The following is a 21,127-nucleotide window of genomic DNA, read 5'->3' as shown; positions in this document are numbered from 1 at the left end:
CCCGGCGCGCTCGCTGAGCGTCGCCTGCGGCCTGGATGCAAAGCGGTGCTGCGAAGCGGGTGCCTAGAGGTTGGAGCTTTCGCCTTCCTTCACATGGCGCCACAGCGTCTTGAACGGGTCGAAGTAGAAGCCGCGCAGGGTCCGGTGCGGGTTGTTGTCGCCGTACTCTTCGTCGTTGCAGCCCCAGCGCCAGGTTTCACCTTTCTTGGGCAGGTACAGGGTGCCGAACATCCAGTCCCACAGGGTCAGGATCACCGCGTTGTTCTTGTCCCAGTGGTGCGGCTCCATGCTGTGGTGCAGGTTGTGCATCACCGGGGCCAGCACGATGCGGTTCATCCAGCCGTAGGAAATCGGCATGTGCACATGGGAGAACACGTCGATGACGAAGAAGGCGATGTAGGCGGTGGTGGTGATGGCAGCGATGGTGCCTGGCTGGATCTGGCTGCCGGTGGCGTACAGTACCAGCCCGGTGAAGGCGCCACCGACCACGGCCGGAATGATGTTCAGGCCGAAGAACTCGATCGGGTGCTGGCGGAACAGCGTCCACGGCGTGAGGGTTTCGGCGGTGTGGTGAGGCTTGTGCAGGTGCCACAGGATAGGCGTGGTATGGCACCAGCGGTGCACCCAGTAGCCGACGAAATCCACGCTCAGGAAGTACACCAGAAACTGCACCGCGACCAGCGCCCAGGTCGAGGTGATCAGCGGCGCCCGCGCGCCATATTCAGCGCTGACATAGGCCCCGACGTTGTCGGCGATGGCCAGGCCGTTGATGGCCATGATGCCCACCAGCGGAAAGCCCAGCGCCAGCAGGATGATGCCGTTCCACATGTCCACCCTTGAAGAGGCGTGGTCGTACTGATCGGTGGGGAAGGCGGCCTGTTTCAACGAGCGCAACGTGAGCGGCGTTTCGAATTTCTGCGCAACGATGAACATCACCGCCAACACCGTGACGAACAGCGGTAGCCCGAAGGCCCATAGGCTGAAGATTTCAAGTGTGGGTTCGTAGAACGCGACAATCGATTCCCAGAGTGCCTGGAGTGTCATCGTAAGTACCTCGCCATTGATTCTATTGTTGTTGTGTCGAAGCCATGGGTCGCTTCGAGTCGTCATGCGTGGTCGTGCTCCTGGCACCGGCCTGATCGATCGACGCGGTGCAGCGAGCTGGGGCAATGGTGCCCAGGGCCAGAGACGGCTGAGAAGTTGGCAAACGGTTAACGAACGGTGTTGAAACGTCGGCTGTGTAACGTTTAATTTGCAATGAACATCAATGAAATCATGGGGTTAGCGAAGGGGCGCGGCTGCGCGCGGGGCCTGCGCCAAGGCGCCAATCGATCACCAGGCGCACGCATTGCGCGTGCGCTGGCAGCGATCTGAACGTTCGATCAGCGGGGGGTTACAGCGGAACGAGGCGGTCGATTGGGATTCGAACCTGGCAGGCTCCACTCAACGCTCACTTCGGATACAGCGGCGGCAAACCTGCGCTTTCAGCGGCCGGCAATTGCGTGGCCGCAAGTGCTGGAATATCGCCAATCGCTCGCCACAGCTCGGCGCCTTGCCAGTACTGGCCGGTTTCGCTGTACAGCGCGCCGTTCAAGCTGTCGAGCGCGTCTGACAGCGGCACGAAGCGGGCGGCCATGTCGGCCAGGGTTTCCGGCTGCTGCCGCGCCCAGGCGTCGAGCGCCTGGCGCGTGCCGTGCGGGTCGTTGGCCTGGCAGGCGCGCTTGAGGTCATCGAGCAGGGTGCGTGGGCTGGGTCCGGCCTGGGCCACGCGCAGTACCGCAGGCCGCGAGCGGGCGCGCCACCACAGGGCCAAGCCTGCGACGGTGCTGGCGCCCAACAGCAAGGTTGCCAGTTGCCAGGGCCACAGTACGCCGATGCCGGCACGCGGATCGTTGCCGGGGCTGTCGCCGTCCAGGGCCGGATTGTCCTGCACGATCAGGCTGCGCGCGGGCAGGCTGCTGTGTTCGAGGTGATCTTCGCGGGTGTTCCACCAGGTCACATCGACGGTCGGCAGGTCGATGGCGCCGCTGCGGGTGGGCACCAGCGCCTCGCGTTCTTCGCGGCTGGCGGTCATGCCGCGCTCGCCGAGCTGGTTGCCCAGCACCGGTTGATCGGGGTAGCGGCGCAGGCCGTCGACCTCGGTGGCCGGCAGGGGCGGCAACTGGTTGCTCGACAGCCCCTCGGCGCGCAGCACCACGTTGCGCGTCAGCGAGTCGCCGATTTGCGTGGGTCGCTGGGCAGGGTCGGGGCTCCAGCGTTCCTCGATGCTGACGCTGCGCGCCGGCAGCCACGGCACGTCCTTGGGGTAGTTGGCAGGGATCGGCTTGACCGTCAGCGCGAGGGCGCTGGAGCTGGCCTGCACGGCGCGCCCACCATGGCCGCCCGTGCCTGAGTTGGCACCATCGTCGACGGCGGTGGCGTTGAAGGTCAGCGGCGCCACCTGCAGCAGGCCGCTGTGCTGCGGGTACACCGCGTAGCGAGTTTCGATGACGCCATGGCGCACGCCGTTGATGTCTTTTTCGTAAGTGCGCGACTCGCCCAAGGCCTCGACCCTGGCGTCGTCGGCCTGCACCGCGCTGAGGTGGCTGTCATCGTACAGCGGCACCGAGTGGTAGACGCGCACGGTCAGCACCGCCTGGGCCTGCACGTACACCTCGCTGGCATCCAGGCTGGTTTCGACGAACACCTGGGCGGCGTTGCCGGGGCGGCTGGCATCGGCCTGCAGCACTTGCAGCTCGATGGCCTGGCTGTGCGACTGGCCCAATTGCAATGCTGGAATCACCAGGCTGCCGCTGCGCCGCGGCAGCAGGGTGATGATCCAGCGGGTGCTGGCGCGGGTTTCGCCGTCGAGGGTGTGCAGGCTGTTGAGCTGGCGTGTGCCGCGCACATCGAAGTCGGCCTCGAGGCTCGACAGGTCGGGCTTGCCGAACTGGGTCACGTCCTGGCTTTCGAGAATCAGCTCAAGGGTTTCGCCCGCTTCCACGCGGGTGCGGTCGACACTGGCTTGCAGGGTCGGCTCGGCCTGGGCCAGGGCGGTCCAGAGCAGGCTCAGCAGACACACGGCCAAGGGCTTCATCGTGAGGTTTCCTGATGCAATTGCTGTTCGTACCAGAATTTGCGCCGCAGCAGCTGCGCGGGGTTGTCGGGAATGTCGCGCAGCCATTGTTCCAGTGCCTGACGCTGCTCGGCATCGAGCGCAGTGGCGGCAGGGCGCTGGGGTGAGCTTGCGCCATCATCGTCGCCGGCGGCGTTGCCGGCACCTTCGCCCGGGTTGCCGCTGTGGTTGGCCTGTTGATCGTTGCCTGGGCGCGCTTCATCGCCTGACTGGCCGGGCAGGGGCGTGCCACTGGAGGCGCTGTTGCCTTCGCTTTCGGCACCCGGCGCGCCCTGGCTGTCGCTGCCTGAGGCCTGGGTTTGGCCGCCCGCCTGGCGCTGCTCGATCACCTGCTTGAGCAGCGCCTGGTTGGCCAGCGCCGGTTGCAGGTCGGGCTGACGCTCCAGCGCTTGCTCAAAGGCATCCAGCGCCGCGTCCAGTTCGCCGGCGCGGGCCAGGGCGTTGCCGCGGTTGTAGTGGCCTTGGGCGCTGTCGTCTTCGGCAAACGCTGCAGCGGCATTGGCGAAATCGCCGGCCTGATACAGCGCTACCCCGCGCCACTGGGCGTCGTCGAAGCGCTGCGCCGCCTCGGCCGGCTGCTGTCGTTCGAGCAGGCGCAGCCCTTGCTGGTCGGGGCGCAGCCAGAGGTCGTCCCAGCCCAGGGCGTAGCTGGGTTGCGGCAGCGCCAGCAGCAGCGGCAGGCACAGCAACCAACCACGCCGACCCGCGCAGGCGGCCAGCAGCAACAGCGGCAGCAGCAGCCAGTAGCCCTGGTCGGACCAACTGTCGAGCTGCACCGTCTGGCCGTCGTTGCGCAGCGCCCGCGGCTGATCGAACAGGCCCAGGCCGCGCAGGTCGAGGTCATCGATGCGCGCGTGGCGGTAACGTCCGCCGCTGTCGTTGATGAAGCGTTTGAGCCCTGCGCTGTCCAGCCGCGGCAGCACAATCCCGCCTTGCTCATCCTTGAGGTACTCGCCGTTGCTCTGGCGCACTGGTGCCCCCGCAGCGCTGCCGATGCCGAGCATCAGCAGGCTCGGCCCGTGGCGGCCGAGGGCCTGGCGGATGCCCGCTTGCTCCTGTTCGCTGAGCGACGAGCCGATCAGCAGCAGCCGACCCTGGCCCAGGTCGCTCTGCGCCAGCAAGGCGAGCGCCTTGCGCACCGCCAGGTCGGCACGTTGTCCGGGCTGCGGCATGATCGATGGCTCCAGCGCTTCGAGCAGGTTGCGCGTGGTGCCCAGGTCGTCGGACAGCGGCACCAAGGTGTGCGCGCTGCCGGCGTAGACGATCAGTGCGGTCTGGCTGTCGCGACGTTGCTCGAGCAGGTCGCTGATCTTGCGCCGGGCCTGCTCCAGGCGATTGGGCGGCGTGTCCTCGGCGAGCATCTGTGGGGTCAGCTCGAGCAGGATCACCAGCGGATCGGCCGGGCGCTGGTGCGGTTGTTCGAGCCGTTCCCAGCTCGGCCCGAGCAGGGCCAGCACGGCCAGCAGCCAGGCGCTGCCGAGCAGGATCCACGGCCACTTGCTGGCGCCGCCCTGGCCACCGCCGAGCAGCGCGGCATGAAACTGCGGCGGCAGAATCATCTGCCAGCGCCCGGCGCGCTGGCGCCGGCGCCACAGCCGCAGCAGCAACCAGGCCAGCAGCGGCAGGGCCAGCAGCCACAGCGGGCGCAGCCCATGGGGCAGCAGTTCGCTCATCGCCGGCTCCTCAGGCGCAGGCGCTTCAAGCGCTGGCGCCACTGGGGGTGCGGTTGCAGGAAGCGTGGCCGGCGCAACTGGCGTTGCAGCAGGTTGTCGGGCCACAGCGTGGCGCACACCAGCAGCACGCTGAGCAGCAAGGCCAGGGCCAGCGGCCAGGCATACAAGGCCTGGGCTGCGCGGGCCTGGGTCGGTTGTTGCGCCACAGGTTCGAGCTGATCGAGGGTCTCGCCGATGGCGGCAAGTTCGGCGCCGTCGTGGGCGCGGAAGTAGCTGCCGTGGGTCAGCTCGGCGATCTCGCGCAAGGACGCTTCGTCCAGGTCCAGGCTCGGGTTCAGGCCGAGTAGCCCAGGCGTGCCGCTGGCTTCGGGGTTGGCGCCGATGCCGATGGTGTAGATGCGCACATTTTCCTGGGCGGCCAGACGCGCCGCCGTGAGCGGCGGGATCTGCCCGCCATTGTTGGCGCCGTCGGTGATCAGAATCAGCACGCGGCTCTGCGCCGGGCGTTCGCGCAGGCGCTTGACGGCAAGGCCAATGGCATCGCCGATGGCCGTGTTCTTGCCGGCGATGCCGATCAGCGCTTCATCGAGGAAGGTGCGCACGGTGCGCCGGTCGAAGGTCAGCGGCGCTTGCAGGTAGGCTTCGCTGCCGAACAGGATCAGCCCGACGCGGTCGCCCTTGCGCGCTTGCAGGAAATCACCGAGCAGCGCCTTGACCAGATCGAGGCGGCTGACATCCTCGCCCTTCCATTGCATGTCGGGGTAGTCCATCGAACCGGACACATCCACGGCCACCAGCAGATCGCGGCCACTGGCCGCCACCTGCACCGGCTCGCCCAGCCACTGCGGACGCGCGGCGGCCAGCAGCAGCAGGCCCCAGATCAGCACCAGCGGCGCTTGTTGGCGCCAGCTCGGCAAATGCAGGCGTGCGCGGCGCCCGGCCAAGCTTTCCAGCTCGCGCAGAAAGCCCACCTTGAGCACCGGCTCACCGCTGTCGGCGGCCGGCAGCAGCGCGCGCAGCAGCCACGGCAGCGGCGCCAGCAGCAGTAGCCACGGCCAGGCCAGCTCAAACATGTTTGCGGATCCAGGTTTCCACCGCCTGGCTGAGGCCGGCGATGGCTTTGTCGTCGAGCTTGCACTCGGGCTTGTAGGCGCCTTCGACCAGCACCATCCAGCGCGTCAGGCCAGCCGCCGGGCAGCGGTTGTCGAGAAACGCCAGCCACTGGCGACCGTTGAGGGTATGGCTGTGGGCGCCGGGATAGTGGCTGCGGCACAGGCGCTTGAGCAGGCCATTGAGCTGCTGCAGCCAGGCACCGGCCGGGGCCCCGTCGTAGGGGCGCGGCAGCCGTGCCAACTCGGCCAGGGCCTCGCTGCGCGCCGGGTCCAGGCCTTGCTCGGGGGCCGCCGGCGCCGGCCGCAGCGGTCGCCAGTGGCGCAGCCGCCACAGGCCCCAGCCCACTAGCAGCAGCGCGCCCAGCAGCAGCCACCAGCCCGGTGCCGGCGGCCACCAGCCGATCGCCTGCGGCGCCAGCAGTGGTTGCAGTTCGTCGAGCGGGTTCATCGCACGATGCCCGGGCGCTGGTCGCTCAAGTGCTCGCGCAACTGTTCGATCAGTTCGCGCTGGGTGCTCAGCGGCATCAGCACCACGCGCAGCTTCTGGGCCAGCACTTCCCAGCGCTCGATGCGCGCTTCGGCCTGCTGGTGATAGGCCTGGCGCAGGCCCAGGTCGAGGGTATCGAGCTCGAGCTGTTCATCGCCCTGGGCGAAGCGCAGCAGGCCGGCGGCGGGCAGGGCGTGATCGAGCGGGTCGGCCACCGGCAGTAGCAGCAGGTCGCAATGGCGCGAAAGCATCGACAGGTGCTGCTCGGCCTGCGCGCTTAACGCTCGCTCGTCGCAGATGATGATCGCCAGGCTGCCCGGGCGCAGCACTTCACGCGCGCGGCGCAACGCCAGGCCCAGGCTGTCGTTGCCCGAGGCGACGTCGCTGTGCAGCGCCTGGTTGACCTTCGCCAGGCGGTTGAGCAGTTGCAGCAGGCTCTGCTTGCTGCGCCGCGGCTTGATTTCATGGGGCTCGCTGGCGCCGAACACCAGCCCGCCGATGCGGTCGTTGTGTTCCAGCGCGGCCCAGCCGAACAGCGCGGCGGCCTGGGCGGCGAGCACCGACTTGAGCATCAGCCCCGAGCCGAAGAACAGCCGCTGGCTCTGCTCGATGAGGATGAAGATCGGCCGTTCGCGCTCTTCGTGGAACAGCTTGGTGTGCGGCTCCTGGGTGCGCGCGGTGACACGCCAGTCGATGTTGCGCACGTCGTCACCGGCCTGGTACACCCGCACCTGATCGAAATCCACCCCGCGCCCGCGCAGCTTGGAATGGTGCAGGCCCACCAGCGGGCCGCGCTGGCCGGGGCGGGCGAACAGCTGGATTTCCCGCACGCGGTGGCGCATGTCGATCAGCTCGGCCAGACCGATGCGGATGCCGGGTTCGAGGGAGTGGGTGGCGGGCATGGGCGTCAGGCGACGGCGACGACGTCGAGGATGCGCTGGACGACGCGGTCCTGGTCGACCCCGGCCGCCTCGGCCTCGAACGACAGAATGATGCGGTGGCGCAGCACGTCGAACAGCACCGCCTGGATGTCTTCGGGGCTGACGAAGTCGCGTCCGGCGAGCCAGGCGTGGGCCCGTGCGCAGCGGTCCAGAGCGATCGAGCCACGGGGGCTTGCGCCGTAGGCGATCCAGTCGGCCAGCTCGGCGTCGAACTTGCCGGGGCTGCGGGTGGCGATCACCAGCTGCACCAGGTATTCCTCTACCGCATCGGCCATGTACAGGCCGAGAATCTCTTTGCGTGCCGCGAAGATCGCCTGCTGGCTGACCTGGCGCTCGGGCTTGGTCTCGCCGCCCAGCGCCTCGCCGCGGGCCTGCTGCAGAATGCGCCGCTCGACGGTAGCGTCGGGGAAGCCGATCTTCACATGCATAAGGAAGCGGTCGAGCTGCGCTTCGGGCAGGGGGTAGGTGCCTTCCTGCTCGATCGGGTTCTGCGTGGCCATCACCAGAAACAGCGGCGACAGGTCGTAGGTACTGCGCCCGACGCTGACCTGGCGCTCGGCCATGGCTTCGAGCAGGGCCGACTGTACCTTGGCCGGGGCGCGGTTGATTTCATCGGCCAGCACCAGGTTGTGGAAGATCGGCCCCTGCTGGAACACGAAGCTGCCGGTTTCCGGGCGATAGATTTCCGTGCCGGTGATGTCGGCCGGAAGCAGATCAGGGGTGAACTGAATTCGGTGGAACTGCGCCTCGACGCCTTCGGCCAGTTCCTTGATGGCGCGGGTCTTGGCAAGCCCTGGCGCACCTTCAACCAGCATGTGGCCGTCAGCCAGCAGCACGATCAGCAGGCGATCGACCAGCTTCTCCTGACCCAGGATCTGGGAAGAAAGAAAAGTGCGTAACCCGATCAAGGCGTCGCGGTGTTCCATCGGTGCTGGTTCCTGGGAAAACGCCGGGGGTCGCATGCGCAGCCGCCCTGGCAGGGGCTGCTACTTTAATCCATCCGCAGGGGTGCCGACCAATCGGCGCGGGGCTATTTTCATGTGATTCGCAACCAAAATGATGAAAGCCCCTGCAATACCCGCTGAATTTTCTGATCGTCCGGTTTGACTCATCGGCATTTGCTGCTCTGCCATTCCTGAGCGGACACACGTCATGAATCATTTCAGCGACGCCATCACCCTGCGCATCGGGGTGTTTTTCGATGGCACCGGCAACAACCTCGCCAATGCCCTCCCGGACACCCCAGAGTCGCCAGCACAGCCGCGCAGCGGCAGCTATGCCAACGCACCCAGCAACGTTGCCCTGCTGCACGGCCTGTACCCGCGTGGCGCGCAGCTGCGGGCGGATGTCCATTACCTGAGCCTGTACCTGGAGGGTATCGGCACTCGCCAGGGCGCGGCCGACTCGTTGCTCAGCCAGGCCACCGGGCGCGGTGCCACGGGGGTCGAGGCCCGCGTCGAACAGGCCGTGCAGTGGTTGCGCGAGCAACTGCGCGATTGGCGTCGGCAGTACCCACAGCAGGCGCTGGCGGGGGTCGAGGTCGATCTGTTCGGCTTTAGCCGCGGCGCTGCGGCTGCGCGGCACTGTGCCAACCGATTGGCTGCGGGCGAGGGTGGCAGCGACCCGGCGGTGACCCTGAACTTCATCGGCCTGTTCGACACGGTGGCGGCAATTCTCGACCCACTGGCGCGCACGCCGGCCGGTAAGCAGTTCGGCACGCTGCGCCTGGGCCTGGCCGATGGGATCGCCCGACACGTCGTGCAACTGGCCGCTGCCGACGAGTTTCGCGAGCATTTTCCGTTGGTCGCCAGCGGCAACGATTGCCTGTTGCCAGGGGCGCATTCCGATATCGGCGGCGGCTATCCGGCGCACCTGCGCGAACAGGTGCTGGTGTGCAAGCCCTTCAGCAGCCGGGTACCGGCCAGCCACCGACCCGAGGCGACGGCGGCCTACGCGCAGGCCGCCCGGTGCTTGGCCGAACACCGCCCGCCCGTACAGGCGCAGATGGATCTGCGCACATGGGAAGTCATCGATGAAGACCCCCGCGCACGGCGTGATGCGCCGTACAAACGGGTATTCGCCGCGGTGAGCCAGACGCGCGAAGTGCCAGGGCAGTTGTCGCGGGTGTACCTGAGCATCATGCGTGAGTTGGCGGTGCGTCATGACGTGCCACTGGCGCCATTGCCCGGCGAGTGGCTGGCGCAGATACCGGCGCAGTTGCAGCCGATCAGCCAGGCCTTGCATGCCTACGCCCTGGGTCAGAGCGCCGCGTTGCAACTGACTGGCGCGCAGCGTGAGGTGTTGCAGCGCTACATTCACACCTCGGCACACTGGAACCCGGCGGCAGCGCTGCGTGACGCCAGCCTCGACGCGCTGTTCGTCAATCGCCCCGCAACCGATGGCGTGCGCCAGGTGCATGCCAACCCACTGGGCTAGGCGGCTGGCCGATCACACCTCGCTGATCAGCTCGCCGGTGCCGTCGAGCAGGTTGCGCAGGGTCAGCAGCACTTCGGGCAGGTCGCCGGCCGGGGTGGCGTGGGTGATGTGCAGCTGTGCGTCGCCCTTGAGCGCATCACGGTCACCGGCTGCCACCTCGATGACCAGGTGGGTAGCGCCCAGGGTGACTTTCAGGCCGTCGAGGGTCGAAGGCTCGTCGTCCAGGGTCAGGTCGACGGTGTCTTCGTCGGGGTAGCGGGTGAGCAGGAACATCTGCCCCTTGTCGCTGATGCAGCACAAGGTGGCCATGTTGTCTTCTTCGTCGTCGCAGGGCGTGGCGAGAAATTGTGTCGTGTTTAGCTGCATGATCGGCTCTTCGCTACAAATGAAGGGAATTTTGCCAGCCGGGAAATGCCCAACCGTGCGGCATATTGCCTCACCTTGACCGAATATGTCGCAGCGCTGCAAGCCGTGAGGTCATGCCAGTCGTTAAGCTGCGCAGTCGATGGACACCCGTAAAGGCCCAGCGCCGCAACGCAGGCGCTTTTGCAGATGCCCATCACACGCTGACCGTGCCCGGCACGGCCAACGCCTGGTTTTTGTCCGTCCCGCTGCACGGGTTGGCTATGGTTGATCCGTACGGGGCGCACACGCGCATAGCGTTCCCACGATTAAGAGCCCACGCGGAGTACCACAGATGGCGTTTTTCACCGCAGCCAGCAAGGCCGATTTCCAGCAGCAACTGCGATCGGCCCTGGCCCAGCACATCAGCGAACAAGCCCTGCCACAAGTGGCGCTGTTCGCTGACCAGTTCTTCGGCATCATCTCTCTGGACGAACTCACCCAACGCCGCCTCTCCGACCTGGTCGGCTGCACCCTTTCAGCCTGGCGCATCGTCGAGCGCTTCGACCCCGAGCACCCGCAAGTGCGGGTGTACAACCCCGATTACGAACGCAACGGCTGGCAGTCGACCCACAGCGTGGTCGAGGTGCTGCACCACGACCTGCCGTTTCTGGTCGACTCGGTGCGAACCGAACTGAACCGCCGCGGCTACAGCATCCACACCTTGCAGACCACCGTGCTCAGCGTGCGCCGCGGGGCCAAGGGCGAACTGCTCGAACTGCTGCCCAAAGGCAGCCAGGGCGAGGGCGTGCAGCATGAATCGCTGATGTACCTGGAGATCGACCGCTGCGCCAATGCCAACGAGCTGACCGTGCTGGCCCGCGAGATCGACCAGGTGCTGGCCGAAGTGCGCGTGGCGGTGGCCGATTTCGAGCCGATGAAGGCGCGTCTGCGTGAGGTCGTGGCGCTGGTCGAGCAGAGCCCCTATGCCCCGGCGCAGCACGAGAAAGGCGAGGTCGCAGCGTTTCTCGAGTGGCTGCTGGACAACCACTTCACTTTCCTCGGCTATGAAGAATTCACCGTCACCAGCGACAGCGAAGGCGGGCGCATCAACTACGACGAGCAGTCCTTCCTCGGCCTGCCGTCGCTGCTGCGCGTGGGCCTGAGCGAGCAAGAGCTGCGCATCGAAGACTACGCCGCCGCCTACCTCAACGAGCCGCTGCTGCTGTCGTTCGCCAAGGCCGCGCTGCCCAGCCGCGTGCACCGCCCGGCGTACCCCGACTACGTGTCGATCCGCCAGCTCGACGCCGACGGCAAGGTCATCAAGGAATGCCGTTTCATGGGCCTGTACACCTCGTCGGTGTATGGCGAGAACGTGCATGCCATTCCCTACCTGCGGGTCAAGGTCGCGGAAATCGAACGCCGCTCAGGCTTCGACGCCAAGGCGCACCTGGGCAAGGAACTGACCCAGGTACTGGAAGTGCTGCCGCGCGATGATCTGTTCCAGACGCCGATCGACGAGCTGTTCAACACCGTCATGTCGATCGTGCAGATCCAGGAGCGCAACAAGATTCGCGTGTTCCTGCGCAAAGACCCGTACGGGCGCTTCTGCTACTGCCTGGCCTACGTGCCGCGGGAAATCTACTCCACCGAAGTGCGGCAGAAGATCCAGCAGGTGCTGATGGAGCGCCTCAAGGCCAGCGACTGCGAGTTCTGGACGTTCTTCTCCGAATCGGTGCTGGCCCGTGTGCAGCTGATTCTGCGCGTCGATCCTAAGAACCGCATCGACATCGACCCGCAGCAGCTGGAAAAGGAAGTGATCCAGGCCTGCCGCTCGTGGAACGACGACTACTCCGCGCTGGTGGTGGAGAACTTCGGCGAAGCCCAGGGCACCAACATCCTCGCCGACTTCCCCAAAGGCTTCCCGGCCGGTTACCGCGAGCGTTTCGCCCCGCACTCGGCGGTGGTCGACCTGCAACACGTGGTGGCGCTGAACGACAAACGTCCGCTGGCGATGAGTTTCTACCAGCCGCTCACGCAGATCGGCGAGCGCACCCTGCACTGCAAGCTGTACCACGCCGACACGCCTCTGGCGCTGTCCGACGTGCTGCCGATTCTGGAAAACCTTGGCCTGCGCGTGCTCGGTGAGTTCCCGTACCGCCTGCGCCACACCAATGGCCGCGAGTTCTGGATTCATGATTTTGCCTTCACCTACAGCGAAGGCCTGGACCTGGACATCCAGCAGCTCAACGACGTGCTGCAGGACGCCTTCATCCACATCGTGGGTGGCGACGCCGAGAACGATGCCTTCAACCGCCTGGTGCTGACCGCCGGCCTGCCGTGGCGCGACGTGGCGCTGCTGCGGGCCTACGCCCGCTACCTCAAGCAGATTCGCCTGGGCTTCGACCTGGGCTATATCGCCGCGACCCTGAACAACCACACCGATATCGCCCGCGAACTGACGCGCCTGTTCAAGACCCGCTTCTACCTGGCGCGCAAGCTTACCCAGGATGATCTGGACGACAAGCAGCAGCGTCTGGAACAGGCGATTCTCAGTGCCCTCGATGACGTGCAGGTGCTCAACGAAGACCGCATCCTGCGCCGCTACCTCGACCTGATCAAAGCCACCCTGCGCACCAACTTCTACCAGCCGGACGCCGATGGCCTGGCCAAGTCGTACTTCAGCTTCAAGTTCAACCCCAAGCTGATCCCCGAGCTGCCCAAGCCGGTGCCGAAGTTCGAAATCTTCGTCTACTCGCCGCGCGTCGAAGGCGTGCACCTGCGCTTTGGCAACGTGGCCCGGGGTGGCCTGCGCTGGTCCGACCGCGAGGAAGACTTCCGCACCGAGGTGCTGGGCCTGGTCAAGGCGCAGCAGGTGAAGAACTCGGTGATCGTGCCGGTCGGTGCCAAAGGTGGCTTCCTGCCACGCCGTCTGCCGCTGGGCGGCAGCCGTGACGACATCGCCGCCGAGGGTATCGCCTGCTACCGCATCTTCATCAGCGGCCTGCTCGACATCACCGACAACCTCAAGGATGGCGGCGTGGTGCCTCCGGCCAACGTGGTGCGTCACGATGAGGACGACCCGTACCTGGTGGTGGCGGCCGACAAAGGCACCGCGACCTTCTCCGACATCGCCAACGGCATCGCCATCGACTACGGCTTCTGGCTCGGCGATGCCTTCGCCTCAGGTGGCTCGGCCGGTTACGACCACAAGAAAATGGGCATCACCGCCCGTGGCGCCTGGGTCGGCGTACAGCGCCACTTCCGCGAGCGCGGCATCAACGTGCAGGAAGACCCGATCACCGTCATCGGCGTCGGCGACATGGCGGGCGACGTGTTCGGCAACGGCCTGCTGATGTCCGACAAGCTGCAACTGGTGGCCGCGTTCAACCACCTGCACATTTTCATCGACCCCAATCCCGAGCCGGCCAGCAGCTTCGCCGAGCGCAAGCGCCTGTTCGAGCTGCCGCGCTCGGCCTGGACCGACTACGACGCCAGCCTGATGTCCGAAGGCGGCGGGATCTTCCCGCGCAGCGCCAAGAGCATCGCCATCAGCCCGCAGATGAAAGAGCGCTTCGCCATCACCGCAGACCGCCTGACCCCGACCGAGCTGCTCAACGCGCTGCTCAAGGCGCCGGTCGACCTGCTGTGGAACGGCGGCATCGGCACCTACGTCAAGGCCAGCAGTGAAAGCCACGCCGACGTCGGTGACAAGGCCAACGACGCGCTGCGCGTCAACGGCGACGAGCTGCGCTGCAAGGTGGTGGGCGAGGGCGGCAACCTCGGCATGACCCAGCTGGGCCGGGTCGAGTACGGCCTCAATGGCGGCGCCACCAACACCGACTTCATCGACAACGCCGGTGGCGTCGACTGCTCCGACCACGAGGTCAACATCAAGATCCTGCTCAACGAAGTGGTGCAGGGTGGCGACATGACCGAGAAGCAGCGTAACCAGCTACTGGGCAGCATGACCGACGAAGTCGGCCACCTGGTGCTGGGCAACAACTACAAGCAGACCCAGGCGCTGTCGCTGGCCGCCCGCCGCGCCCGCGAGCGGATCGCCGAATACAAGCGCCTGATGGCTGATCTGGAGTCGCGCGGCAAGCTCGATCGCGCCATCGAGTTCCTGCCCTCCGAGGAACAACTGGCCGAGCGTCTGGCCGCAGGCCAGGGTCTGACCCGCGCCGAGCTGTCGGTGCTGATTTCCTACAGCAAGATCGACCTCAAGGAGCAACTGCTCAAGTCCCAGGTGCCGGATGACGACTACCTGACCCGCGACATGGAAACCGCGTTCCCACCGTCGCTGGTGAGCAAGTTCGCTGAGTCGATGCGTCGCCATCGCCTCAAGCGCGAGATCGTCAGCACGCAGATCGCCAACGATCTGGTCAACAATATGGGCATCACCTTCGTTCAGCGCTTGAAGGAGTCCACCGGCATGAGCGCGGCCAACGTAGCCGGCGCCTATGTCATCGTGCGCGACATCTTCCACCTGCCGCACTGGTTCCGCCAGATCGAAGCGCTCGACTACCAGGTGCCGGCAGACATCCAACTGACCCTGATGGACGAGCTGATGCGCCTGGGCCGGCGTGCCACCCGCTGGTTCCTGCGCAGCCGCCGCAACGAGCAGGACGCCGGGCGCGACACCGCCCACTTCGGGCCGAAGATCGCCCAGCTGGGCCTGAAACTCGACGAACTGCTGGAAGGGCCGACCCGCGAACGCTGGCAGGTGCGCTACCAGAGCTTCGTCGAGGCCGGTGTACCGGAGCTGCTGGCGCGCATGGTGGCTGGCACCACGCACCTGTACACCCTGCTGCCGATCATCGAGGCCTCGGACGTCACCGGCCACGATCCTGCCCAAGTGGCCAAGGCGTTCTTCGCCGTGGGCAGCGCCCTGGACCTGACCTGGTACTTGCAGGAAATCAGCAACCTGCCGGTGGAAAACAACTGGCAGGCGCTGGCCCGCGAAGCCTTCCGTGACGACATCGACCTGCAACAGCGCGCGATCACCATCTCGGTGCTGCAAATGGCCGATGCCCCGCAGGACATGGACGCCCGCGTGGCGCTGTGGATCGAACAGCATCGCGTCATGGCCGAACGCTGGCGCGCGATGCTCGACGACCTGCGCAACGCCACCGGGCACGACTACGCGATGTACGCGGTGGCCAACCGCGAGCTGGTCGACCTGGCGCTGAGCGGGCAGGCGGTGGTGGTGCCGTCCTGAGCGCTGGGTGAAGTGAAAGGTGGCCGGCAGTGATGCCGGCCATCCTCAATGCACTGGGGTCGCTGCGCGACCCTTCTCAGCTTTAGCTGCGAAGGGCCGCAAAGCGGCCCTTTCTCTTGAGTGCCCCACACAGTCGCGAGGCTGTTGGCGAGCGCAAAAAGGGCAGGAGGTGCAACTTTTACAGGCCCCCCACGCCCCCTGTTCAGTGCATCAGTGCGCCGACTGAGCGATCAACTGCCGCAACACGTAATGCAGAATCCCTCCCGCCTTGAAGTACTCCACCTCATTCAAGGTATCGATCCGGCACAACACCTCAAGCTCTTCGCTGTTGCCATCCTCCCGGGTGATGCGCAGGGTCAGCGGCATGGCCGGGCGGATCTGTGCGTCGGTCAGGCCGAGGATGTCGATGCGCTCGTGGCCGGTCAGGCCCAGGCTCTTGCGATCGGCGCCAGCGCGGAACTGCAATGGCAGCACGCCCATGCCCACCAGGTTGGAGCGGTGAATGCGCTCGAAGCTCTCGGCCAGCACCGCTTTCACACCCAGCAGGTTGGTGCCTTTGGCGGCCCAGTCGCGGCTGGAACCGGTGCCGTATTCCTGGCCGGCGATCACCACCAGCGGGGTGCCGGCCTGCTGGTAGCGCATGGCGGCATCGTAGATCGACAGCCGCTCGCCGCTGGGGACGTGGATGGTGTTGCCGCCTTCCTCGCCGCCAAGCATTTCGTTGCGGATACGGATGTTGGCGAAGGTGCCGCGCATCATCACTTCGTGGTTGCCGCGGCGCGAGCCGTAGGAGTTGAAGTCACGCGGCTCGACGCCTTTTTCCCGCAGGTAGCGGCCTGCCGGGCTATCAGCTTTGATGTTGCCGGCCGGGGAGATGTGGTCGGTGGTCACCGAGTCGCCGAGCAGGGCGAGAATGTTGGCGCCGTGCACGTCTTCGATCTTCGGCAGCGGGCCGCCGATGTCGTCGAAGAACGGTGGGTGCTGGATGTAGGTTGAATCGTCCTGCCATACGTAGGTGGCCGCCTTGGGCACTTCGATGGCTTGCCACTGTGCGTCGCCCTTGAACACTTCGGCGTATTCCTTGTGGAACATCGCCGTGCTGACCTTGGCCACGGCATCGGCGACCTCTTGTTGGCTTGGCCAGATGTCCTTGAGGTACACCGGCTGGCCGTGTTTGTCGGTGCCCAGGGCATCGCGTGACAGGTCGGTGCGCACGCTGCCGGCCAGGGCGTAGGCCACCACCAGGGGCGGCGAGGCCAGCCAGTTGGTCTTGACCAGCGGGTGCACGCGCCCTTCGAAGTTGCGGTTGCCGGAAAGCACCGAGGCGACGGTCAGGTCATTGCTGGTGATGGCCGACTCGATGTCTTCGTTGAGCGGGCCGGAGTTGCCGATGCAGGTGGTGCAGCCGTAGCCGACCAGGTCGAAGCCCAGTTGGTCGAGGTAGGGGGTCAGGCCTGCGGCTTCGAAGTACTCGGTGACCACCTTGGAGCCTGGGGCCAGCGAGCTCTTGACCCACGGCTTGCGTTGAAGGCCACGCTCGACGGCGTTCTTCGCCAGCAGGCCGGCGGCCATCATCACGCTGGGGTTAGAGGTGTTGGTGCACGAGGTGATCGCGGCGATCACCACCGCGCCGTCGCGCAGGGCGGGCGAGGCGCTGTCGTCTTCGTCGGGGTAAGTGCCGGCCTGGTCAGCGTTACCCACTGCAACGCCACCGCCGCCTTCACTTTCCAGGCGGCCGACTTCCTTGCCGGCGGCCTTGGGTTGCAGCTCCATGAAACCGTCGAAGGTCTTGCTGACATCTTCCAGGGCCACGCGGTCCTGCGGGCGCTTTGGCCCGGCCAGGCTGGCGCCGACCTCGTTCATGTCCAGCGCCAGGCTGTCGCTGAACAGCGGCTCCTGGCCGGGCTCGCGCCACAGGCCCTGGGCCTTGCAGTACTGCTCGACCAACTGCACGGTTGCATCCGGGCGGCCCGACAGGCGCAGGTAATCCAGGGTGACTTCATCGACTGGGAAGAAGCCGCAGGTGGCGCCGTATTCCGGGGCCATGTTGGCCAGGGTGGCGCGGTCGGCCAAGGGCAACTGCGCCAGGCCGTCGCCATAGAATTCGACGAATTTGCCGACCACACCTTTCTTGCGCAGCATCTGCGTCACGGTCAGCACCAGGTCGGTGGCGGTGATGCCTTCGCGCAGTTTGCCGGTGAGCTTGAAGCCGATCACTTCAGGAATCAGCATCGACACCGGCTGGCCAAGCATGGCCGCTTCCGCCTCGATGCCGCCCACGCCCCAGCCCAGCACGCCCAGGCCGTTGATCATGGTGGTGTGCGAATCGGTGCCGACCAGGGTGTCGGGGAAGGCGTAGGTGCGGCCGTCTTCTTCGCGGGTCCACACGGTGCGGCCGAGGTATTCCAGGTTGACCTGGTGGCAGATGCCAGTGCCCGGCGGCACGACGCTGAAGTTGTCGAAGGCGTCCTGGCCCCAGCGCAGGAAGGCATAGCGTTCGCCGTTGCGCTGCATCTCGATGTCGACGTTCTGCTCGAAGGCCTCATCGCTTGCGTAGTGGTCGACCATCACCGAGTGGTCGATGACCAGGTCGACCGGCGACAGCGGGTTGATGCGCTGTGGGTCGCCACCGGCCTTGGCCATGGCGGCGCGCATGGCGGCCAGGTCGACCACCGCAGGCACGCCAGTGAAGTCCTGCATCAGCACCCTTGCCGGGCGGTACTGGATCTCGCGGTCCGAGCGGCGCTCCTGCAGCCACTGCGCCAGGGCCTTGATGTCGTCGGCGCTGACGGTTTCGTTGTCTTCCCAGCGCAGCAGGTTTTCCAGCAGCACTTTCAGCGACATGGGCAGCTTTTGCAGGTCGCCGAGCTGGCGCGCGGCGTCGGGCAGGCTGTAGTAGTGGTAGGTCTTACCTGCGACGTCGAGGGTCTTCAGGGTCTTCAGGCTATCGAGCGAGGGCATTGCCAACTCCTTCTGCGCCGGTGCCCGGCAATCATGCGAAGGTTGCCGGTGTCACCTCGGTATGACGGCCCGCACGGTACGGGCCTGGCTGAAACTTGAGGCCGGGGCACGCCCGGCCTGACTCTCTTCTGGACCGGCGGGGCGTGTCGCTGGTTCCGATCTTCCTTTATCATTCGCCGCCTTGCCGGCGCTACCTTGCGCTGGCGCAAGGTTGGCGCGCACTGCGCCAGCGCCGTGGAGTGAGACATGAGTACCCTGTTGATGCATTGCCGGCCCGGCTTCGAGGGCGAGGTTTGCGCTGAGATCAGCGAGCACGCTGCACGCCTGGGCGTGGCCGGTTATGCCAAGGCCAAACCGCACAGCGCCTGCGCCGAATTCGTCTGCAGCGAAGACGACGGCAGTGAGCGACTGATGGCCGAGCTGCGTTTCAGCGAGTTGATCTTCCCCCGCCAGTGGGCCCGCGGTCAGTTCGTCGAGCTGCCGGAAACCGACCGCATCAGCGTGCTGCTGGCGCACCTGGCCGAGCTGCCGGTGTTCGGCGGGCTGTGGCTGGAGGTGCTCGACAGCAACGACGGCAAAGAGCTGTCGACCTTCTGCCGCAAGTTCGAAGGGCCGCTGCGCAAGGCGCTGGAAAAAGCCGGGCGGCTGGTCGAAGACCCCGCCAGGCCGCGCCTGCTGCTGACCTTCATCAGCGGCCGGCGGGTGTTCGTCGGCCTGGCCGCGCAGGACAACTCGGCGCTGTGGCCGATGGGCATTCCGCGCTTGAAATTCCCCCGCGAAGCGCCTAGCCGCTCGACCCTCAAGCTGGAAGAAGCCTGGCATCAGTTCATCCCTCGCGAGCAGTGGCCGGCGCGCCTGGGCGACGACATGACCGGTGTCGATCTGGGCGCCTCGCCCGGCGGCTGGACCTACCAGCTGGTCAAGCGCGGCATGCTGGTCACCGCCATCGACAACGGCCCGATGGCCGAAAGCCTGATGGATACCGGCCTGGTGCAGCATCTGATGGCCGATGGTTTTACCTGGAAGCCCAAGCAGCGGGTCGACTGGATGGTCTGCGACATCGTCGAGAAGCCGGCGCGCAGTACTGCGCTGATCGAAACCTGGCTGGGCGAAGGGCTGTGCCGCGAGGCCATCGTCAACCTCAAGCTGCCGATGAAACAGCGCTACCCAGAGGTGCGCCGCCTGCTCGAGCGCATGCAGGCGACCTTCAAGGCACGCCAGGTGCGCGTGTCGATTGCCTGCAAGCAGCTCTACCACGACCGCGAGGAGGTCACCTGCCACCTGCGCCGGCTCGACCTCGCCGGACGCTGACCCCGATTGATGCCATGGAGCCTGAGATGACTGACCTGACCCCAGACGCGGTGCTCGACGCCAGCGGCCTGAACTGCCCGGAGCCGGTGATGATGCTGCACCAGCACGTGCGTAACCTGGCCGCCGGCGGCCTGCTAAAGGTGATCGCCACCGACCCTTCGACCCGCCGCGACATCCCCAAGTTTTGCGTGTTCCTGGGCCATGATCTGGTCGAGCAGCAGGAGCAGGCCGGCACCTACCTGTACTGGATACGCAAGAACGCCGGTTGACGCGGCTGGAAGCCTTACCGCCGAGCGCCTACACTGCGCACCCCGATAAGGAGTGCGCCATGCTCATAGTTGCCGACGAAAACATCCCCCTGCTCGATGCCTTTTTCGCAGGGCTCGGCGAAATCCGCCGCTATCCGGGGCGCGCCATCGATGCAGCCTGCGTCAAGGATGCCGACGTGCTGCTGGTGCGCTCGGTGACCCGCGTCGACCGGCAACTGCTCGAAGGCAGCCGCGTGCGTTTCGTCGGCACCTGCACCATCGGCACCGACCACCTGCAACTCGACTACCTCGCCGAAGCCGGCATCCACTGGCGCAGCGCGCCCGGCTGCAACGCCCGAGGCGTGGTCGACTATGTGCTCGGCAGCCTGCTGACGCTTGCCGAGCTCGAAGGTGTAGCGCTGTCGCAACGGGTCTATGGGGTGGTGGGCGCAGGCGAAGTCGGGGGGCGTCTGGTGCGTGTGCTGCACGGCCTGGGCTGGCGGGTGCTGGTGTGCGACCCGGTGCGTGAGGCGCAGGAAGGCGGCGACTTCGTCAGCCTGGAAACCATTCTTGCGCAATGCGATGTGATCAGCCTGCACCCGCCCTTGCAGCGCGATGGCGAACACCCCACCTGGCACCTGCTCGGCGCTGCGGAGCTGGCACAGTTGCGCCCTGGCAGTTGGCTGATCAACGCGGCGCGCGGGCCGATCGTCGACAACCAGGCGCTGCGGGCGTTGCTTGCCGAGCGTGATGATGTCCACGCCGTGCTCGATGTCTGGGAAGGCGAGCCTGAAGTGAACCTGCAACTGGCCGACCTGTGCACGCTGGCGACCCCGCACATTGCCGGCTACAGCCTCGATGGCCGCCAGCGCGGCACGGCGCAGATCTACCAGGCGCTGTGCCAATGGCGCGGTATTGCGCCCACCGTGCGCCTGGCCGATCTGCTGCCGCCGGTAGCGCTGGCCAAGCTTGAGTTCGCTGCCAGCGCCGAGCTGGACTGGGCGTTGGCTACCTTGTGCCGCGCGGTGTACGACCCGCGCCGCGATGACGCGGATTTTCGTCGCAGCCTGAGCAGCGACACCGCTGAACAGCGCGCCGCCTTCGATCGCCTGCGCAAACACTACCCGCCACGCCGCGAAATCGAAGGCTTGCACGTGCGTATTCAGGGCGAGGCGCCGCAGTTGGCGCAGATGGTCAGCGCCTTGGGGGCGGTGTTGGTCTGAGGGCGCAAGCAAATTGCAGGGTGTTCATTGCAGACCGGCCCTTCGCGGCGTTACCCG

At 66.4% G+C, this 21,127-nt stretch carries 14 protein-coding genes; 5 read left to right on the top strand and 9 right to left on the bottom strand.

The genetic code is table 11. From position 1 onward, the window contains the following. Positions 1-63: 63 nt before the first annotated feature. The 7 genes from H618_RS21200 to H618_RS0103935 all read right to left on the bottom strand — a co-directional run bounded on the left by H618_RS21200 (position 64) and on the right by H618_RS0103935 (position 8,254). Complete coding sequence (locus H618_RS21200) at positions 64-1,044, bottom strand: sterol desaturase family protein (protein WP_050577196.1); 981 nt, start codon at positions 1,042-1,044, stop codon at positions 64-66. A 406-nt stretch (positions 1,045-1,450) separates the two neighbouring features. Beyond that, positions 1,451-3,076 carry a BatD family protein gene (locus tag H618_RS0103960; RefSeq protein ID WP_028693833.1) on the bottom strand — a complete coding sequence of 542 codons (1,626 nt, stop codon included), beginning with the start codon at positions 3,074-3,076 and terminating at the stop codon, positions 1,451-1,453. Continuing rightward, positions 3,073-4,788 (bottom strand): VWA domain-containing protein, encoded by a 1,716-nt coding sequence (locus tag H618_RS0103955; protein ID WP_028693832.1) that lies wholly within the window; start codon positions 4,786-4,788, stop codon positions 3,073-3,075. Before H618_RS0103955 ends, H618_RS0103960 begins: the two co-directional genes overlap by 4 nt. Further along, positions 4,785-5,861 (bottom strand): vWA domain-containing protein, encoded by a 1,077-nt coding sequence (locus H618_RS0103950; RefSeq protein WP_028693831.1) that lies wholly within the window; start codon positions 5,859-5,861, stop codon positions 4,785-4,787. The genes H618_RS0103955 and H618_RS0103950 overlap by 4 nt, the downstream gene beginning before the upstream one ends. Continuing rightward, a complete protein-coding gene (locus tag H618_RS0103945) occupies positions 5,854-6,348 on the bottom strand; it encodes a DUF4381 domain-containing protein (protein ID WP_028693830.1) in 495 nt (164 codons plus the stop codon). The genes H618_RS0103950 and H618_RS0103945 overlap by 8 nt, the downstream gene beginning before the upstream one ends. After that, entirely contained in the window at positions 6,345-7,289 is a 945-nt protein-coding gene (locus tag H618_RS0103940; protein ID WP_028693829.1) for a DUF58 domain-containing protein, read from the bottom strand. Before H618_RS0103940 ends, H618_RS0103945 begins: the two co-directional genes overlap by 4 nt. Before the next feature lie 5 nt (positions 7,290-7,294). Beyond that, the gene (locus H618_RS0103935) at positions 7,295-8,254 is read right to left on the bottom strand and encodes an AAA family ATPase (protein ID WP_028693828.1); all 960 of its coding nucleotides are present in this window, start codon (positions 8,252-8,254) and stop codon (positions 7,295-7,297) included. Between the two features lie 226 nt (positions 8,255-8,480). Between H618_RS0103935 and H618_RS0103930 the strand changes: the two genes are divergently transcribed. After that, positions 8,481-9,764, top strand: a complete 1,284-nt coding sequence (locus H618_RS0103930) for a phospholipase effector Tle1 domain-containing protein (RefSeq protein WP_028693827.1) — start codon at positions 8,481-8,483, stop codon at positions 9,762-9,764. 12 nt (positions 9,765-9,776) lie between these two features. Here H618_RS0103930 and H618_RS0103925 read toward each other — a convergent pair whose 3' ends face one another. Beyond that, positions 9,777-10,130: a hypothetical protein gene (locus H618_RS0103925; protein WP_028693826.1), complete on the bottom strand. Its 354-nt coding sequence runs from the start codon at positions 10,128-10,130 to the stop codon at positions 9,777-9,779. Positions 10,131-10,461: 331 nt separating this feature from the next. Here H618_RS0103925 and H618_RS0103920 point away from each other — a divergent pair, with 331 nt between their 5' ends. Beyond that, positions 10,462-15,327 carry an NAD-glutamate dehydrogenase gene (locus H618_RS0103920; protein ID WP_028693825.1) on the top strand — a complete coding sequence of 1,622 codons (4,866 nt, stop codon included), beginning with the start codon at positions 10,462-10,464 and terminating at the stop codon, positions 15,325-15,327. Between the two features lie 210 nt (positions 15,328-15,537). Here H618_RS0103920 and acnA read toward each other — a convergent pair whose 3' ends face one another. After that, complete coding sequence (gene acnA, locus H618_RS0103915) at positions 15,538-18,288, bottom strand: aconitate hydratase AcnA (RefSeq protein WP_028693824.1); 2,751 nt, start codon at positions 18,286-18,288, stop codon at positions 15,538-15,540. A gap of 246 nt (positions 18,289-18,534) precedes the next feature. On the opposite strand from acnA, the gene rlmM reads away from it, so the two are divergent. The 3 genes from rlmM to pdxB are packed head-to-tail and all read left to right on the top strand — an operon-like array spanning position 18,535 to position 21,070. Further along, entirely contained in the window at positions 18,535-19,599 is a 1,065-nt protein-coding gene (gene rlmM / locus H618_RS0103910; RefSeq protein ID WP_028693823.1) for a 23S rRNA (cytidine(2498)-2'-O)-methyltransferase RlmM, read from the top strand. Positions 19,600-19,625: 26 nt separating this feature from the next. Beyond that, positions 19,626-19,868 (top strand): sulfurtransferase TusA, encoded by a 243-nt coding sequence (gene tusA / locus H618_RS0103905; protein WP_028693822.1) that lies wholly within the window; start codon positions 19,626-19,628, stop codon positions 19,866-19,868. A 59-nt stretch (positions 19,869-19,927) separates the two neighbouring features. Beyond that, entirely contained in the window at positions 19,928-21,070 is a 1,143-nt protein-coding gene (gene pdxB / locus H618_RS0103900) for a 4-phosphoerythronate dehydrogenase PdxB (RefSeq protein WP_028693821.1), read from the top strand. Positions 21,071-21,127: the final 57 nt, after the last annotated feature.

The sequence above is a fragment of the Pseudomonas cremoricolorata DSM 17059 = NBRC 16634 genome (assembly GCF_000425745.1).
In the GTDB taxonomy this organism is placed as follows: domain Bacteria; phylum Pseudomonadota; class Gammaproteobacteria; order Pseudomonadales; family Pseudomonadaceae; genus Aquipseudomonas; species Aquipseudomonas cremoricolorata.
This window is presented reverse-complemented; position numbering and strand designations above follow the sequence as displayed.

Coding starts and splice junctions, on each gene's coding strand:
- H618_RS21200 (WP_050577196.1), bottom strand. CDS start 1,044: ATGACACTCCAGGCACTCTGGGAATCGATTGTCGCGTTCTACGAACCC.
- H618_RS0103960 (WP_028693833.1), bottom strand. CDS start 3,076: ATGAAGCCCTTGGCCGTGTGTCTGCTGAGCCTGCTCTGGACCGCCCTG.
- H618_RS0103955 (WP_028693832.1), bottom strand. CDS start 4,788: ATGAGCGAACTGCTGCCCCATGGGCTGCGCCCGCTGTGGCTGCTGGCC.
- H618_RS0103950 (WP_028693831.1), bottom strand. CDS start 5,861: ATGTTTGAGCTGGCCTGGCCGTGGCTACTGCTGCTGGCGCCGCTGCCG.
- H618_RS0103945 (WP_028693830.1), bottom strand. CDS start 6,348: ATGAACCCGCTCGACGAACTGCAACCACTGCTGGCGCCGCAGGCGATC.
- H618_RS0103940 (WP_028693829.1), bottom strand. CDS start 7,289: ATGCCCGCCACCCACTCCCTCGAACCCGGCATCCGCATCGGTCTGGCC.
- H618_RS0103935 (WP_028693828.1), bottom strand. CDS start 8,254: ATGGAACACCGCGACGCCTTGATCGGGTTACGCACTTTTCTTTCTTCC.
- H618_RS0103930 (WP_028693827.1), top strand. CDS start 8,481: ATGAATCATTTCAGCGACGCCATCACCCTGCGCATCGGGGTGTTTTTC.
- H618_RS0103925 (WP_028693826.1), bottom strand. CDS start 10,130: ATGCAGCTAAACACGACACAATTTCTCGCCACGCCCTGCGACGACGAA.
- H618_RS0103920 (WP_028693825.1), top strand. CDS start 10,462: ATGGCGTTTTTCACCGCAGCCAGCAAGGCCGATTTCCAGCAGCAACTG.
- acnA (WP_028693824.1), bottom strand. CDS start 18,288: ATGCCCTCGCTCGATAGCCTGAAGACCCTGAAGACCCTCGACGTCGCA.
- rlmM (WP_028693823.1), top strand. CDS start 18,535: ATGAGTACCCTGTTGATGCATTGCCGGCCCGGCTTCGAGGGCGAGGTT.
- tusA (WP_028693822.1), top strand. CDS start 19,626: ATGACTGACCTGACCCCAGACGCGGTGCTCGACGCCAGCGGCCTGAAC.
- pdxB (WP_028693821.1), top strand. CDS start 19,928: ATGCTCATAGTTGCCGACGAAAACATCCCCCTGCTCGATGCCTTTTTC.